15 protein-coding genes are annotated in these 14,383 nt (G+C 67.6%); 11 read left to right on the top strand and 4 right to left on the bottom strand.

Features of this window, described 5'->3' with window-relative positions:
- Positions 1-56: 56 nt before the first annotated feature.
- Genes hemW through rph form a run of 3 tightly spaced genes read right to left on the bottom strand, consistent with a single transcriptional unit; the run spans position 57 to position 2,606 of the window.
- Positions 57-1,223 carry a radical SAM family heme chaperone HemW gene (hemW, locus tag ASD82_RS14260; protein WP_056718477.1) on the bottom strand — a complete coding sequence of 389 codons (1,167 nt, stop codon included), beginning with the start codon at positions 1,221-1,223 and terminating at the stop codon, positions 57-59.
- Positions 1,220-1,822 (bottom strand): RdgB/HAM1 family non-canonical purine NTP pyrophosphatase, encoded by a 603-nt coding sequence (gene rdgB / locus ASD82_RS14255; protein ID WP_056718476.1) that lies wholly within the window; start codon positions 1,820-1,822, stop codon positions 1,220-1,222. The genes hemW and rdgB overlap by 4 nt, the downstream gene beginning before the upstream one ends.
- 52 nt (positions 1,823-1,874) lie before the next feature.
- Positions 1,875-2,606: a ribonuclease PH gene (gene rph, locus ASD82_RS14250; protein WP_056718475.1), complete on the bottom strand. Its 732-nt coding sequence runs from the start codon at positions 2,604-2,606 to the stop codon at positions 1,875-1,877.
- Between the two features lie 91 nt (positions 2,607-2,697).
- On the opposite strand from rph, the gene ASD82_RS14245 reads away from it, so the two are divergent.
- From ASD82_RS14245 to ASD82_RS14215, 7 genes are all read left to right on the top strand, one after another.
- The gene (locus tag ASD82_RS14245; RefSeq protein WP_056718474.1) at positions 2,698-3,558 is read left to right on the top strand and encodes a YicC/YloC family endoribonuclease; all 861 of its coding nucleotides are present in this window, start codon (positions 2,698-2,700) and stop codon (positions 3,556-3,558) included.
- A gap of 120 nt (positions 3,559-3,678) precedes the next feature.
- On the top strand, positions 3,679-4,311 hold the full coding sequence (gene gmk / locus ASD82_RS14240) for a guanylate kinase (RefSeq protein WP_056718514.1): 633 nt from the start codon (positions 3,679-3,681) through the stop codon (positions 4,309-4,311).
- Positions 4,312-4,385: 74 nt separating this feature from the next.
- Positions 4,386-5,222 carry an ATP-binding cassette domain-containing protein gene (locus tag ASD82_RS14235; RefSeq protein WP_056718473.1) on the top strand — a complete coding sequence of 279 codons (837 nt, stop codon included), beginning with the start codon at positions 4,386-4,388 and terminating at the stop codon, positions 5,220-5,222.
- Positions 5,219-5,995: a lipid asymmetry maintenance ABC transporter permease subunit MlaE gene (gene mlaE, locus ASD82_RS14230; protein ID WP_056718472.1), complete on the top strand. Its 777-nt coding sequence runs from the start codon at positions 5,219-5,221 to the stop codon at positions 5,993-5,995. The genes ASD82_RS14235 and mlaE overlap by 4 nt, the downstream gene beginning before the upstream one ends.
- Before the next feature lie 34 nt (positions 5,996-6,029).
- Positions 6,030-6,881: an outer membrane lipid asymmetry maintenance protein MlaD gene (gene mlaD, locus ASD82_RS14225; RefSeq protein WP_056718471.1), complete on the top strand. Its 852-nt coding sequence runs from the start codon at positions 6,030-6,032 to the stop codon at positions 6,879-6,881.
- A gap of 50 nt (positions 6,882-6,931) precedes the next feature.
- Positions 6,932-7,609 (top strand): ABC transporter substrate-binding protein, encoded by a 678-nt coding sequence (locus tag ASD82_RS14220; RefSeq protein WP_056718470.1) that lies wholly within the window; start codon positions 6,932-6,934, stop codon positions 7,607-7,609.
- On the top strand, positions 7,606-7,920 hold the full coding sequence (locus tag ASD82_RS14215) for an STAS domain-containing protein (protein WP_056718469.1): 315 nt from the start codon (positions 7,606-7,608) through the stop codon (positions 7,918-7,920). The genes ASD82_RS14220 and ASD82_RS14215 overlap by 4 nt, the downstream gene beginning before the upstream one ends.
- Positions 7,921-8,018: 98 nt before the next feature.
- Here ASD82_RS14215 and ASD82_RS14210 read toward each other — a convergent pair whose 3' ends face one another.
- On the bottom strand, positions 8,019-8,846 hold the full coding sequence (locus tag ASD82_RS14210) for a VacJ family lipoprotein (RefSeq protein ID WP_007807236.1): 828 nt from the start codon (positions 8,844-8,846) through the stop codon (positions 8,019-8,021).
- Between the two features lie 195 nt (positions 8,847-9,041).
- Between ASD82_RS14210 and rpoZ the strand changes: the two genes are divergently transcribed.
- The 4 genes from rpoZ (at position 9,042) to recG (ending at position 14,309) form a co-directional block, all read left to right on the top strand.
- Complete coding sequence (gene rpoZ / locus ASD82_RS14205) at positions 9,042-9,332, top strand: DNA-directed RNA polymerase subunit omega (protein ID WP_007509529.1); 291 nt, start codon at positions 9,042-9,044, stop codon at positions 9,330-9,332.
- Positions 9,333-9,458: 126 nt separating this feature from the next.
- A complete protein-coding gene (locus ASD82_RS14200; RefSeq protein ID WP_056718468.1) occupies positions 9,459-11,624 on the top strand; it encodes a bifunctional (p)ppGpp synthetase/guanosine-3',5'-bis(diphosphate) 3'-pyrophosphohydrolase in 2,166 nt (721 codons plus the stop codon).
- 91 nt (positions 11,625-11,715) lie between these two features.
- Positions 11,716-12,099 carry a RidA family protein gene (locus ASD82_RS14195; protein WP_056718467.1) on the top strand — a complete coding sequence of 128 codons (384 nt, stop codon included), beginning with the start codon at positions 11,716-11,718 and terminating at the stop codon, positions 12,097-12,099.
- Between the two features lie 95 nt (positions 12,100-12,194).
- Positions 12,195-14,309, top strand: coding sequence for an ATP-dependent DNA helicase RecG (gene recG, locus ASD82_RS14190; RefSeq protein WP_056718466.1), 2,115 nt, complete (start codon positions 12,195-12,197; stop codon positions 14,307-14,309).
- Positions 14,310-14,383 lie beyond the last annotated feature (74 nt).

The following is a 14,383-nucleotide window of genomic DNA, read 5'->3' as shown; positions in this document are numbered from 1 at the left end:
AACCGCGTGAGGGTGGTGTCGACGGCTTGCCGAACCCATGCCGCCGGGCGATCGCTTCAATCGAGAAAGCTGGCAATGACATCGTTGAGGAAGCGCTGGCCCAGTGCGGTGGCGTGCAGGCGACCCGGATCGTCGCGCAGCCAGCCGCGCTGGCGGGCGGCGGCCAGGCCGGCAGCGATGCGTTCGGCCGGCAGGCCGGTGCGCTCGGCAAAGGCCGCCATTGGCACGCCATCGATCAGTCGCAGCGCGTTGAGCATGTATTCGAACGGCAGCTCGCTGGCCTCCACCCGGTTGTCGCCACCGATGCGTGCGGGGCCGGCGGCAGCATCCATGTAGGCGCGCGGGCCGCGGGTCTTCCAGCGGCGGTGAATGTCGCCGCTGGCGGCGTCGCTGAGCTTGCCGTGGGCCCCGGCGCCGATGCCGAGGTAGTCACCGAACTGCCAGTAGTTGAGGTTGTGCACGCAGCGCCGGCCGGGCCTGGCATAGGCGGAGATTTCGTACTGGCCGTAGCCGGCGGCGGCCAGACGCGCCTCGCAGGCTTCCTGCATCGCCCACGCATCGTCGTCATCGGGCAGCGGAGGCGGGTTCGCGGCGAACACGGTGTTCGGCTCCAGCGTGAGCTGGTAGTGCGAGACGTGGGTGGGCTGCAGCGCGACGGCGCGTTCCACGTCGGCCAGAGCGCCGTCGAGGTCCTGCTGCGGCAGCGCGTACATCAGGTCGAGGTTGATGTTGTCGTAGCCGGCGTTCTGTGCCGACTTCACCGCGGCCTCGGCCTCGTTCGCCGAGTGGATGCGGCCGAGCCGGCGCAGCTTGTCGTCGTCGAAGCTCTGCACGCCGAACGAGATGCGGTTGACCCCGGCGGCCAGGTAGCCGTCGAAGCGGCCATGCTCGACCGTGCCGGGATTGGTTTCCAGGGTGATCTCCGCGTCATCGGCCAGCGGCAAGCGCTCGCGCACGCCGTCGAGCAGGCGGGCGATCAGCTCCGGCGAAAACAGGCTGGGCGTGCCGCCGCCGAAGAACACGCTGATGACGGGGCGACCTTCCAGCGCCATGGCGAAGTCTGCGCGGTCCGCGTCGAGGTCGGCCAGCAGATGGTCGATGTAGCCGGCGTACGGCGGCGGCTCGCTGCGCAGGCCGTGTGAGTTGAAATCGCAGTACGGGCACTTCTTCACGCACCACGGCATGTGCACGTACAGCGACAGCGGTGGCGCGATCAGGCTCATGCGTGGTGGCGTTCGCGCAGCCGCTCGTGCAGCTTCACCAGGGCCTGGCCGCGATGGCTGAGCCGGTTCTTCAGCGCGTCGTCCATTTCGGCCACGCTTTGCTGGTAGCCCTCGGGCAGGAACACCGGGTTGTAGCCGAAGCCGCCCGTGCCGCGCCCCTCGGTGAGGATGCGGCCGTGCCAGCGTGCTTCGGCGATCAGCGGGGCGGGGTCGTCGGCGTGCTGCAGCAGCACCAGCACGCAGATGAAGAACGCGCCGCGCTGTTCGGTCGGCACGCCGTCGAGTTCGCGCAGCAGCTTCGCATTGTTCGCCGCGGCATCGCCGTGGCCGCCGCTGTAGCGCGCCGAGTACAGCCCGGGTGCGCCGTGCAGGTGATCGACGCACAGGCCGGAATCGTCGGCCAGCGCAGGCAGGCCGCTGGCCTGGGCGGCGTGGCGTGCCTTGAGCAGGGCGTTCTCGACGAAGGTCAGTCCGGTCTCGTCGGCGTCGCTGATGCCCAGGCTGGTCTGCGGGACCACGTCGAGGCCGCTGTCGGCCAGCAGCGCACTGAATTCCTTCAGCTTGCCGGGGTTGCTGCTGGCCAGCACGATGCGTTGCATGGTGATGTGGTTTCCTTGAGTCCGGTTGATTGTCGCGCTGCGCGCGACGGCTTCAATGGGATAAAAGCGCCGCACGTTGCGCGGCAACCAGTTCGCCGATGCCTTTCTCGGCCAGGGCCAGCATCGCGTCCATCTCTTCGCGGCGGAAGGCATGGCCTTCAGCGGTGCCCTGCACTTCGATGAAACCGCCGCCGTCGTTCATCACCACGTTCATGTCGGTGTCGCAGTCTGAGTCCTCGGCGTAGTCGAGGTCGAGCACGGGCTGGCCCTTGTAGATGCCCACCGAGACGGCGGCGATCGCGCCGATCACCGGATTGCGCTTGAGGTTCTCGCGCTTCATCAGCAGGTTCACCGCGTCGACCAGGGCCACGTAGGCACCGGTGATCGCCGCGGTGCGGGTGCCGCCGTCGGCCTGCAGCACGTCGCAGTCCAGCGTGATCACCCGTTCGCCCAGCGCCTGCCGGTTGATGCAGGCGCGCAGGCTGCGGCCGATCAGCCGCTGGATTTCCATGGTGCGGCCGCCCTGGCCGCCGCGCGCGGCTTCGCGCTGCATGCGGGTGTTGGTGGCGCGCGGCAGCATGCCGTATTCGGCGGTGATCCAGCCCTCGCCCTTGCCGCGCAGCCAGGCCGGCGCGCGATCCTCGATGCTGGCGGTGCACAGCACGCGGGTGTCACCAAAGCTCACCAGCACCGAGCCTTCGGCATGGCGGGTGTAGTGGCGTTCGATGCTGACGGCGCGCAGCTGGTCGCTGGCGCGGCCGCTGGGGCGGGAGACGGAATTCATGGGGCGGGTCCTGGGGTCAGCCTGGCCGGATTGGGCAAGCAGGATCGGAGAGTTTACCATTGCGTCCTTTCCCCACGCCCGGAAGGCGCCGATGATCCGCAGCATGACGGCCTATGCCAGCGCCGAAACCACCGGCCCCGCCGGTACGCTCGGCTGCGAGCTGCGCACGGTCAACCACCGCTACCTGGAGCTGAGTCCGCGCCTGCCGGACGACCTGCGCGCGTTCGAATCGCAGTTGCGCGAGCGGGTCGCGAGCAAGCTGTCGCGCGGCAAGCTGGACCTGACCGTGCGGCGTACCGGTGACGGGCGCAGCGAATCGCTGCAGGTGAACAGTGCGCTGCTGGCGCGCCTGTCGGAGCTGAACCTGGACATGGCCGCGCTGTTCCCCGGCCTGCAGGTGCAGTTCACCGAACTGCTGCGCTTCCCCGGCGTGATGCAGCAGGCCGAAACCGATCCCGAGGCGCAGCAGGCCGCACTGTTCGACGTGCTGGACCGCGCGCTGGATGCGCTCACCGCCACCCGCGAGCGCGAGGGCGCCAAGCTGGGCGAGATCCTGCGCGAGAAGCTGGACGGCATCGAGCGCGTGGTGGCCGACGTGCGCGGCTGGATGCCGGAGATCCGCGCCGCGTTGCGCACCCGCCTGGAAACGCGGCTGGCCGACCTGAAGCAACCGGTCGAGCCGGGCCGGCTGGAACAGGAACTGGTGCTGCAGATCACCCGCACCGACGTCGACGAGGAACTGGACCGGCTCAGCACGCATATCGCCGAGACGCGCCGCGTGCTTGGGCTGAAGGAGCCGGTCGGCCGCCGGCTGGACTTCCTGATGCAGGAATTCAACCGCGAGGCGAACACGCTGGGTTCCAAGTCGGTCGACGCGCGCAGCACCAACGCGGCGGTCGAGCTGAAGGTGCTGATCGAGCAGATGCGCGAACAGGTGCAGAACATCGAATGAACATGGGCTTGCTGATCTCGATTCCGCGCAGGCCGTGGCCCCTCACCCTCCGCAAGGGATTCCCTTCGGTCACAACCCTCTCCCCGGAGGGGAGAGGGGGCGAACGTGCTGCGCATCGTCATGAATATTGAGGCGGCGGGCACGCTGTTCGTGGTCGCCGCGCCCTCCGGCGCGGGCAAGTCCACCCTGGTGAACGCGCTGCTCGAGCGCGAGCACGCGATCTCGCTGTCGGTGTCGCACACCACGCGGCCGCCGCGTCCCGGTGAAATGTACGGACGGCATTACTACTTCGTCGAACGCGAGGAGTTCGAGCGCGAGATCGCCGAAGGCATTTTTTTGGAACACGCCGAGGTGCATGGCAACCTCTACGGCACCTCGCGCACCACGGTGCAGGAACTGCTGGCGCAGGGTCGCGACGTGCTGTTGGAGATCGACTGGCAGGGCGCCGAACAGATCCGCCGCAGCAAGCCCGATTGCGTCAGCGTGTTCATTCTGCCGCCGTCGCGGGCCGAGCTGGAACGGCGTCTGCGCGGCCGCGGTTCGGATGCGCCGGAGGTGATCGAGCGCCGCCTGCGCAACTCGCGCGGCGAGATCGCCCACGCCCATGAATTCGACTACGTCCTGGTCAACGACGTGTTCGACGATGCGCTGGCCGACCTGCAGGCGATCGTGCGGGCGGTGCGCCTGCGCAGCGCGCTGCAGTGGCAGCGCCACGAAGCCCTGATCGCCGAACTGCTCGCCCCCGGCGGCTGAAATGCCGGCCGTCGCATGGTCTTCGAACCGCGCATCGGCTACCTTGTCCGCTTTCTCCACGTCGTTTGCCGCCCATGACCGACCCCGTTCGCGCCACACCCGACGACGCCACCCTGGTGCGGATCCGTGGCCTGACCACGGTGCTCAACGGCAAGACCATTTTCGATGCGCTGGACATGGACATCCCCCGCGGCAGGATCACCGCGATCATGGGCCCCAGCGGCACCGGCAAGACCACCCTGCTCAAGCACATCACCGGGCAGATGCGCGCCGACGCGGGCACGATCCACGTCAACGGCGCGAACCTGGCCCAGCTGTCGCGCGAGCAGCTGTACAAGCTGCGCGAGGGGATCGGCTACCTGTTCCAGAATTCGGCGCTGCTGACCGACTTCGACGTGTTCGAGAACGTGGCGTTCCCGCTGCGCCAGCACACGAAGCTGCCGGAGGAGCTGATCCGCAACCTGGTGCTGCTGAAGCTGCAGGCCGTCGGCCTGCGCGGCGCGGCGCGGCTGAGCCCGGACGAGCTGTCCGGCGGCATGGCGCGGCGCGTGGCGCTGGCGCGGGCGATCGTGTTCGATCCGATGCTGATCCTGTATGACGAGCCGTTCGTGGGGCTGGATCCGGTGGCGCTGAACCAGGTGCTGAAACTGATCCGCACGTTGAACGAGACGCTGGGCATCACCAGCGTGCTGGTGGCGCACGAGCTGGAAGCGGTCAAGCGGGTGGCCGACCACGTGTACCTGATCGCCAACGGCAAGGTGGTGGCGCAGGGCGATCCGAAGACGATCGCCGATGACGGCTCGGCGTGGACGCGCCAGTTCTTCGGCGGCGAGGCGGACGGCCCGGTGCCGTTCCAGTATCCGGCTGGCGATTACGCGCAGGCGCTGGGTCTGGCGGGAGTGACGAAATGACCGCGCGCGGGCCACAAGCCAACAATGTCGTGCTCCGCTCGCTGGCGCAGATCGGGGCCAGCGGGCTGTTCCTGCTGACCCTGCTGGCGGCGGTTCCGCGCAGCTTCCGCCACGTGCGCGAGACAATCCGCCAGCTGTGGTTCGTCGGCGCGATGAGTCTGACCATCATCATGGTCTGCGGCCTGTTCGTGGGCATGGTGCTGATGCTGCAGCTGTACCACGTGCTGTCGATTTTCGGCGGCACTTCGGCCAGCGGCATGGTGGTGGCGTTGTCGGTGTACCGCGAGCTGGGTCCGGTGGTCACCGCGCTGCTGTTCGCCGGCCGCGCGGGCACCGCGATCACCGCCGAGATCGGTCTGATGCGCGCCACCGACCAGATCTCGGCGATGGAGATGATGGCGGTCGACCCGATCGCCTACGTCGCCACGCCGCGCTTCCTGGCCGGACTGATCGCGATGCCGCTGCTGTGCTGCGTGTTCTGCGCGATGGCGGTGTTCGGCGGCCACCTGGTCGGCGTCACCTGGCTGGGCATCGACAACGGCACGTTCTGGTCGAACATGACCGCAGTGGTCGACGTGCGCACCGACATCGTCAACGGCGTGCTGTCCAAGAGCCTGGCCTTCGGCGCGGTGGTGTCGCTGATCGCGGTGTTCCAGGGCTTCACCACCGCGCCCACCAGCGAAGGCGTGGCATATGCCACCACGCGCACCGTGGTCGCCTCGTCGATCGCCATCCTGGCGCTCGATTTCGTGCTCACCGCTTTCCTGATGTAACTGCCATGACCCATCGTTTTCCGAGGATTCTGCCGTGAGCCAACCCAGAAGTTCGTATGCCGTCGGCACCGGCCTGTTCATCGTGCTCGGCTTCGCCGCGCTGGCCTACCTGGCGACCCAGACCAGTTCGGTGGCGAACGTCCACCAGGGCGACAGCTACACCATCCAGGCACAGTTCACCAACATCGGCCAGCTGAAGGAGCGCGCGCCGGTGAAGATCGCCGGGGTGCGGGTGGGCCAGGTGCAGTCGATCACGCTGAAGCCCGATCACGACGTGGCCGACGTGACGCTGTCGATCGACAGGAACTACAACCACATTCCGCAGGATTCGGTGGCCACCATCTTCACCAGCGGCCTGCTCGGCGACCAGTACGTGGGCATCGAGTACGGCAGCGCGAAGCAGGCGGTGGCCGGCGGCGGCACGCTGGCTCGGACCAAGTCCACCCAGCCGCTGGAAGAGATGCTGGGCAAGTTCTTCGGCGCCGGCGGCGTGGTCGACAACGTGGGCGGCAGCTATGCGGTGAAGGCGAGCTTCACCAACGTCGGCACGCTCTCGGCCGGCGCGCCGGTGAAGATGGCCGGCGTGGTGATCGGCAGCGTGCAGTCGGTGCACGCCGATCCGGTCAAGCTCAACGCCGAAGTGGTGTTGTCGATCGACAAGCGCTACGACGCGATCCCCGACGATTCGGCCGCCGCGGTGTTCACCAGCGGTTTGATCGGCACCCAGTATGTTGCGATCCAGCCGGGCGGTTCACCCGATGCGCTCAAGGACGGTGACGAGATGATCCTGACCCAGTCCGCGATGCAGCTGGAGGACCTGATCGGCAAGTTCCTGGTGAACGGTTCGTCCAGTGACAAGAAAGACGCCGGCAACGGCAGCAAATAGCCCGCCATCCCTGTCGGCTCGACGAGCCGGTACCGCTTGAGGAGTTACCCATGTTGCGCAGACTGGCTCTTGCCACCGCGATCGCCTTCGGCACCGTCGTCGCCGCCCCCGCGTTTGCCCAGACGCCCGCGCCCGCTGCCGCCGATGCCACGCAGCCGACGCCGGCCCAGGTCGTGCAGACGATCGCCGACCAGCTGGCCTCGGCGATCGAGGGGCATCGCGACGAGCTGAAGAAGAACCAGGAGAAGCTCATCAGCGTCATCGATGAGGTGTTCCTGCCGCATTTCGACCTGGACTACGCCTCGATCCTGGTGCTGGGCCAGCACGCCCGCGAAGCGACGCCCGCCCAGCGCGAGCGTTTCGCCAAGGCGTTCTACAACTCGATCACCCACCGCTACGCCGAAGGCCTGCTCAACTACACCCGCGGCCGGGTCAAGGTGCTGCCGTTCAAGGGCGACCTCAACGACAAGCGCACCGTGGTGCGTACCCAGGTGGTGCTGGACGACGGCAAGCTGGTGTCGATCGACTACGCGTTCCGCAAGGGCCGCAATGGCGACTGGAAGGCCTACGACGTGATCATCGAGGGCATTTCCTATGTCACCAACTACCGCAACCAGGTGGATGCGGAAATCCGCAAGGTCGGCATCGAGCAGCTGATCACCAACCTCGAGACCCAGGGCGAGAAGGCGCTGGAGACGATGGCCAAGGACAACAAGGACAAGCCGTGACGAAGGCCGTCGCTGCTTCCGGCTTCCGCCTGGACGTGGCCTCGCCGGCGACCCTGGCGGTGGCCGGCGAGCTCGGTTTCGACACGGCGAAGGATGCCCTGCAGGCGATGCAGTCCGCACTGGTGGCCGACGTTCGGATCAGCCGGCTCGACCTGGCCGGGGTGACCCGCAGCGACAGCGCCGGGCTGGCCTGCGTGCTTGCCGTGGTGGCCGACGTCCGTGGCCGTGGCCGATCGCTGGAGGTCGACCACATGCCTGCGGGGATGCGGGCGCTGGCCCAGGTCTGCGAAGTCGACCGGATGATGGGCTGACCCGACAGAGCGGCAAAATGAAAAGGGGCCTCGCGGCCCCTCTTCGTGGTCATCCGGTCGCTCCCTTCTTGCGGGACCGCTCGGCGATGCCGGCCCGGTCAGCGCTGGCTCGATTGGCCCGGATGGCTGTTTTCCCACTGATGCTGCTGGTCGAGCAATTCCTCGGGATCGAAGTTCTGCTCGTCCAGGCCCTGCATCTGCTGGATGATCTCCACCGGCGGGTTGCCGTCGTAGATCTTGTACAGGCGCTGCTGCCGGTAGGCGTCGCGGATGAACACGTACGGGTCATAGGCGGACTGCAGGAAGCCCTCCGCGTCGATCGCGCGCGAGCGGATCGTCACCAGGTACATCATCTGCGGCATGTACTGCAGGCCGTTGTAGTGATGGTTGTTGGCGAACAGGGTTAGCGGATCGAAGAAATAGCTGTCCACCGGGCGCTGCCAGATGTCGCGCACGGTGCTGGGACCGAGCAGGGGCAGCATCAGGTAGTCGCCTTCCGGGGCGCCCCAGCGTGCCAGGGTGACGCCGAAATCGTTGTCTTCCAGCGGCAGGCCGAGCTGGCTGGCCGGATCGAAGAAGCCGCCGATGCCCAGGGTCAGGTTGACCAGGAACCGGCCCGTGCTCTGCAGCGCCTGCTTCGGCCGCGCCTGCAGCAGGTCGTTGGCGACCGTGATCGGCATCCGGATATTGGTGAAGAAGTCGCTGAACGAGCGGCGCACCGGCGGATTGGTCACCTTGCGGTAACCCAGTGCGACGGGACGGATCACCGCCTTGTCCACGGCGTCGTTGAACTTGTAGGCGCCGCGGTTGAACTTCTCCAGCGGATCGTCGGTGCGCGGCTTGGCAATCGTGCAGCCAGCCAGCAACGCGATCGCCAGCACGGGCAACCAGCGGCCAAGCAGGGAAGAGCGAAGCGAAGAAGGCATCAGTGCAGGGTTCGCGTCGGGGGACAGTTAAGTGTACTGTCTGGTTTTGTATCTTGCACGGTTTTCGGCAGGTTTTTGCCCAGCGCGTCCATCCGTGGCCAGCCGGCCATGATACGCGCCGTGCGCATTGCCAGCAAAGCATCCGCTCAACTACACTGTCAGACCATATAAGTCTCTATTCCCTAAGGAATTCGCATGGCCCGTATTACCGTGGAGGACTGCCTTGAGGTGGTCGACAACCGTTTTGAACTGGTATTGATGGCGACCAAGCGCGCGCGCCAGCTGGAAAAGGGCGCCGAACCGGCCGTCAATCCGGATCACGACAAGCCCACCGTGCTGGCCCTGCGCGAGATCGCCGCGCGCCGCATCGATCAGGCCACGATCGACCAGATCGACAAGGCCGAGCGCGAGCGCGCCGAGCGTGAGGCGCTGGAATGGGCGGCGGCCGAAGTGGACGACGATCTCTCCAAGGGTGGCGACGACTGATGGATGGCGGTTGCTGTAGCACGTGCTCGCGCGACATCGGCATGGCCGGTGTCATCCAGCGCGCACGTCCGGCAGCCGCACGCTTCACCCGACTCGAGGCAGGCGCCTGAACAGGCGCCGGCAACGATGACTGCGGCCACCCACCCCGCCACGGTCGACCTGTCCGCGCTGCCACCGTATGCGCTGGCCCTGAAGGAACGCATCAACTACCTGCCCGAAGCGCAGGTGACGCGGGTATTGCGCGCGTTCCAGATCGGCGCGCAGGCGCACGCCGGCCAGGAGCGCAAGAGCGGCGAGCCGTACATCACCCATCCGGTGGCGGTGGCGGGCATCCTGGCCGAACTGGGGCTGGATGCCGAGACGATCATCGCGGCCATCCTGCACGACACCCTGGAAGACACCGAGCTCAGCCGCGAGGACATCGCCGCCGAGTTCGGCGAGGTCGTGGCCGAACTGGTCGACGGCGTCACCAAGCTGGACAAGATGCGCTTCGGCACCCGCCAGGAGGCCGATGCGGAAAGCTTCCGCAAGATGCTGCTGGCGATGGCGCGCGACATTCGCGTGATCCTGATCAAGCTGTCCGACCGGCTGCACAACATGCGCACGCTGGGCGCCAAGGACGGCTCCTCGCGCCGGCGCATCGCCCGCGAAACGCTGGAGATCTTCGCGCCGATCGCGCAGCGCCTGGGCATGAACAAGTTCAAGGCCGAGTTGCAGGACCTGGGCTTCCACGCCCTGTATCCGGACCGCTATCGCGTGATCAGCGAGCGCATCCGCGCGGCGATCGGCAACCGACGCGAGGCGATGGGCAAGATCGAGGCGGCGCTGACCGCGCGCCTGCAGGCCGACCACCTGCCGGCCCTGGTGGTGGGGCGGATCAAGTCGCCGTGGAGCATCTATTCGAAGATGCGTGGCGAGCACAAGAGCTTCGCCCAGCTGATGGACGTCTACGGTTTCCGCGTGGTGGTCGACAGCGCGATGAGCTGCTACATGGCGCTCGGCATGGTGCACGCGCTGTACAAGCCGGTCGACAAGCGCTTCAAGGACTTCATCGCGATTCCCAAGGCGAATGGCTACCAGTCGCTGCACACCGTGCTGCTCGGGCCGTTCGGCGCGCCCATCGAGGTGCAGATCCGCACCGCCGAGATGGATTCGGTCGCCGAGAGTGGCGTGGCGGCGCACTGGGCCTACAAGACCGAGAGCGGCCCGGCCAACAGCGCGCAGGCGCGTGCGCGGGAATGGCTGTCCTCGCTGGTCGACAGTTCGGCCAACACGGTGTCGTCGTCGGAGTTCATCGAGAACGTTAAGATCGACCTGTTCCCCGACGAGGTCTACCTGTTCACGCCGCGGGGCGACATCCTGTCGCTGCCGCGCAATGCCACCGCTCTGGATTTCGCCTACGCCGTGCACACCGACGTGGGCGACCACGCGGTGGCCGCGCGGGTCGACAAGCGGCTGCTGCCGCTGCGCACCCGACTGGAATCCGGGCAACTGGTGGAGATCATCACCGCGCCGTCGGCGGTGCCCAACCCGGCATGGCTGGAAGTGGTGGTGACCGGCAAGGCGCGTGCTGCCATCCGCCAGTACCTGAAGCACCTGCAGCACGAGGACGCGGTGGATTTCGGCCATCGCATGCTCGATCGCGCGTTGGATGCCCTGGGCAGCAGCCTCGATGGCGTCCCGGCGGCGGTGCTCGACCGCTTCCTGGAGACCTCCAAGCTCAAGCGGCTGGAAGAGTTGCTGTCCGACATCGCGCTGGGCAACCGCATGCCCGACGTGGTGGCCAGCCAGTTGCTCGCCTCGCGCGGCAAGAAGGCCGGCAAGCCGCAGCTGCCGGTGCACACGCACGAGAAGATCCGCATCACCGGCGCCGAGCGCGGCGTGCTCAGCTTCGCCAACTGCTGCCACCCGCTGCCGGGCGACGACATCATCGGCTACCTGTCCTCGGGCAAGGGCATCGTGGTGCATCGCGAGGAATGCCCGAACGTGTTCGAGCTGAGCAAGTCGCCCGAACGCCGCGTGGCGATCGAATGGGACCGCGACGTGCAGGGCGACTATCGGGCCGAGCTGCGGATCGAGGTGATCAATCGTCCCGGCGTGCTGGCCACCGTGGCCGCCGCGATCGCCGCCGCCGATTCGAACATCGAGAACGTGGAGTACGTCGAACGTGACTCCGCGGCAGCCACCCTGCTGTTCGCGATGGAAGTGAAAAGCCGCAAGCACCTGGCCGACGTGATCCGTCGCGTGCGCCGCACCGGGGTGGTCAGCGGGGCGTATCGGTATCCCTTGTGATTCGGGATCGCGGGATGGGGATTGGGGATTCGTTCGGAGCGCGGACGCGGTAATCTTTCCGGATCCCCCATTCCGAATCCCGAGGTCATCCATGTCCCGCAGCATCATCACCACCGAACAGGCGCCGGCCGCGATTGGTCCGTATTCGCAGGCGGTACGAGCCGGCAACACCGTTTACTTCTCCGGCCAGATTCCGCTGGACCCGGCCACCGGCGCGCTGGTCGATGGCGATGTCACCGCGCAGACACGCCGCGTGTTCGACAACCTCACGGCGGTGGCCACGGCCGCCGGCGGCTCGCTGGCGCAGATCGTGCGGGTGGGCATTTATGTCACCGACCTGGCGAACTTCGCCGCGGTGAACGCGGTGATGGCCGAGTACTTCCAGCAGCCGTATCCGGCGCGCTCCACGATCGAGGTATCCGCGCTGCCGAAGGCGGCCCAGGTCGAGGTGGACGCGGTGATGGTGCTGTCCTGAGCGACATCGGCTGATCCAGCGCGAGGCCGACGCCGACAGCGTGCGTCGCCGTCCGTCTTACGATGGATGAGGATGCTCGGGTAGGCTTGTCGTTCATGGCCACACGTCCCGCCCGCCCCGCAGTCCCCATCGACACCGATCCCGGCCTCACGCCGGTCGGCAAGCTGCCGGGAGTGGGGCCGGCGCTGGTCGCGTCGCTGGCCCGGCTGGGCCTGGAACGGGTGCAGGACCTGTGGTTCCACCTGCCTTTGCGCTACGAAGACAAGACCCGGGTCACCCCGATCGCCGAGCTGCGTCCGGGCGACCGGGCCCAGGTCGAAGGCGTGGTCGAGGCGGTCGAGCGGGGCTTTCGCTATCGACCCCAGCTGAAAGTGGCGATCGGCGACGACAGCCGGCAGACCCTGCTGCTGCGCTTCTTCCATTTCAATCGCGCCCAGGCCGAGCAGTTGCTGCCGGGCGCGCGACTGCTTTGCTATGGCGAGGTTCGCCATGGCGCGCAGGGCCTGGAAATGGTGCATCCGACTTACCAGCGCCTGACCGGCGAGGCCGTGGCGGCCGTCGACGACCTGCTCAGCCCGGTCTATCCGACCACCGAGGGGCTGGGGCCGAAGCGGCTGGCCGGGGTGATCGGCAAGGCACTGGCGCTGCTGCCGCCCGCGGCCCAGCTGGAGCTGATTCCGTCGGCGCTGTGCGCCGAACATGGCCTTACGTCGCTGCGTGACGCACTGCTGTATGTGCATCGCCCGCCGCCGGACGCGCGCCTGGACCAGTTGGTGCTGGGCCGGCATCCGGCGCAGCAGCGACTGGCGTTCGAGGAGTTGCTGACCCAGCACCTGAGCCTGCGCCGCATGCGCGAGGCGGTGCGCCGCCGCCGTGCGCCGAAGCTCGGTGGTGACGGCGGGCTGCGCCGGCAGTTGCTGGCCAGCCTGTCGTTCCGGCTGACGGCGGCGCAGCAGCGGGTCACCGACGAAGTGGCTGGCGACCTCGCACGCAACCATCCGATGCTGCGACTGGTGCAGGGTGATGTCGGCAGCGGCAAGACCGTGGTGGCGGCGCTGGCCGCGCTGGCGGCGGTCGAAGCCGGCCATCAGGTGGCGTTGATGGCGCCGACCGAACTGCTGGCCGAACAGCACCTGCACAATTTCCGGCACTGGCTGCAGCCGCTTGGCATCGAGCTGGAGTGGCTGGCTGGCAAGGTCACCGGCAAGGCGCGCCAGCAGGCGCTGGCCCGGGTTGCCGGCGGTGCAGCGGTGGTGATCGGCACGCACGCGCTGATGCAGGAGGGCGTGGCGTTTGAACGGCTCGGTCTGGTGATCGTCGACGAACAGCACCGCTTCGGCGTGCAGCAGCGACTGGCCCTGCGCGACAAGGGCAGGGACGGGCAACTGGTGCCGCACCAGCTGGTGCTGACCGCGACGCCGATCCCGCGCACGCTGGCGATGAGTGCGTATGCCGACCTCGACGTCTCGTCGATCGACGAACTGCCGCCCGGACGCACGCCGGTGCAGACCATCGCGATCTCCAACGCGCGGCGGATCGAGGTGATCGAGCGCATCCACGCCGCTTGCGGCGAGGGGCGCCAGGTGTACTGGGTGTGCACCCTGATCGAGGAATCGGAGCAGCTGCGTGCGCAGGCGGCCGAAGTGGCGCACGCGGAACTTTCCGCGGCGCTGGTCGGCTTCAAGGTCGGCCTGATCCACGGCCGCATGAAGCCGAAGGAAAAGCAGGCGGTGATGGATGCGTTCAAGGCCGGCGAGCTGGCCGTGCTGGTGGCCACCACGGTGATCGAGGTCGGCGTGGACGTGCCGAACGCCAGCCTGATGGTGATCGAGAACAGCGAGCGGCTGGGCCTGGCCCAGTTGCACCAGTTGCGCGGCCGGGTCGGCCGCGGCGCGGTGGCCTCCAACTGCGTGCTGCTGTACCAGCCGCCGCTGGGCCAGCTGGCACGCGAGCGCCTGCAGGTGATGCGGGAAACCAGCGACGGGTTCCGCATCGCCGAGAAGGACCTGGAGCTGCGCGGGCCCGGCGAAGTGCTGGGTACCCGCCAGACGGGGCAGCTCAGTTTCCGCATCGCCGAGCTCACCCGCGACGCACACCTGTTGCCGGCCGTGCAGCAGGTCGGCGAACGGATGCTGGCGGAGCATCCGCAGCAGACCGGTCAGTTGATCGAGCGCTGGATCGGCGGCGCCGCCCGTTACGCGCATGCGTGAGGGGTGAGGCGGGAATCGGGGCGAAGCGCTGGCTTCTGTTCCCCGTTCCCGGTTCCCTTTAAGCTACCCCGTTG

The sequence above is a fragment of the Rhodanobacter sp. Root179 genome (assembly GCF_001428465.1).
Taxonomy (GTDB): domain Bacteria; phylum Pseudomonadota; class Gammaproteobacteria; order Xanthomonadales; family Rhodanobacteraceae; genus Rhodanobacter.
This window is presented reverse-complemented; position numbering and strand designations above follow the sequence as displayed.

Excerpts from the sequence above, each read along its gene's own strand:
- hemW (WP_056718477.1), bottom strand. The coding sequence starts at position 1,223 with ATGAGCCTGATCGCGCCACCGCTGTCGCTGTACGTGCACATGCCGTGG.
- rdgB (WP_056718476.1), bottom strand. The coding sequence starts at position 1,822 with ATGCAACGCATCGTGCTGGCCAGCAGCAACCCCGGCAAGCTGAAGGAA.
- rph (WP_056718475.1), bottom strand. The coding sequence starts at position 2,606 with ATGAATTCCGTCTCCCGCCCCAGCGGCCGCGCCAGCGACCAGCTGCGC.
- ASD82_RS14245 (WP_056718474.1), top strand. The coding sequence starts at position 2,698 with ATGATCCGCAGCATGACGGCCTATGCCAGCGCCGAAACCACCGGCCCC.
- gmk (WP_056718514.1), top strand. The coding sequence starts at position 3,679 with ATGAATATTGAGGCGGCGGGCACGCTGTTCGTGGTCGCCGCGCCCTCC.
- ASD82_RS14235 (WP_056718473.1), top strand. The coding sequence starts at position 4,386 with ATGACCGACCCCGTTCGCGCCACACCCGACGACGCCACCCTGGTGCGG.
- mlaE (WP_056718472.1), top strand. The coding sequence starts at position 5,219 with ATGACCGCGCGCGGGCCACAAGCCAACAATGTCGTGCTCCGCTCGCTG.
- ASD82_RS14220 (WP_056718470.1), top strand. The coding sequence starts at position 6,932 with ATGTTGCGCAGACTGGCTCTTGCCACCGCGATCGCCTTCGGCACCGTC.
- ASD82_RS14210 (WP_007807236.1), bottom strand. The coding sequence starts at position 8,846 with ATGCCTTCTTCGCTTCGCTCTTCCCTGCTTGGCCGCTGGTTGCCCGTG.
- rpoZ (WP_007509529.1), top strand. The coding sequence starts at position 9,042 with ATGGCCCGTATTACCGTGGAGGACTGCCTTGAGGTGGTCGACAACCGT.
- ASD82_RS14200 (WP_056718468.1), top strand. The coding sequence starts at position 9,459 with ATGACTGCGGCCACCCACCCCGCCACGGTCGACCTGTCCGCGCTGCCA.
- ASD82_RS14195 (WP_056718467.1), top strand. The coding sequence starts at position 11,716 with ATGTCCCGCAGCATCATCACCACCGAACAGGCGCCGGCCGCGATTGGT.
- recG (WP_056718466.1), top strand. The coding sequence starts at position 12,195 with ATGGCCACACGTCCCGCCCGCCCCGCAGTCCCCATCGACACCGATCCC.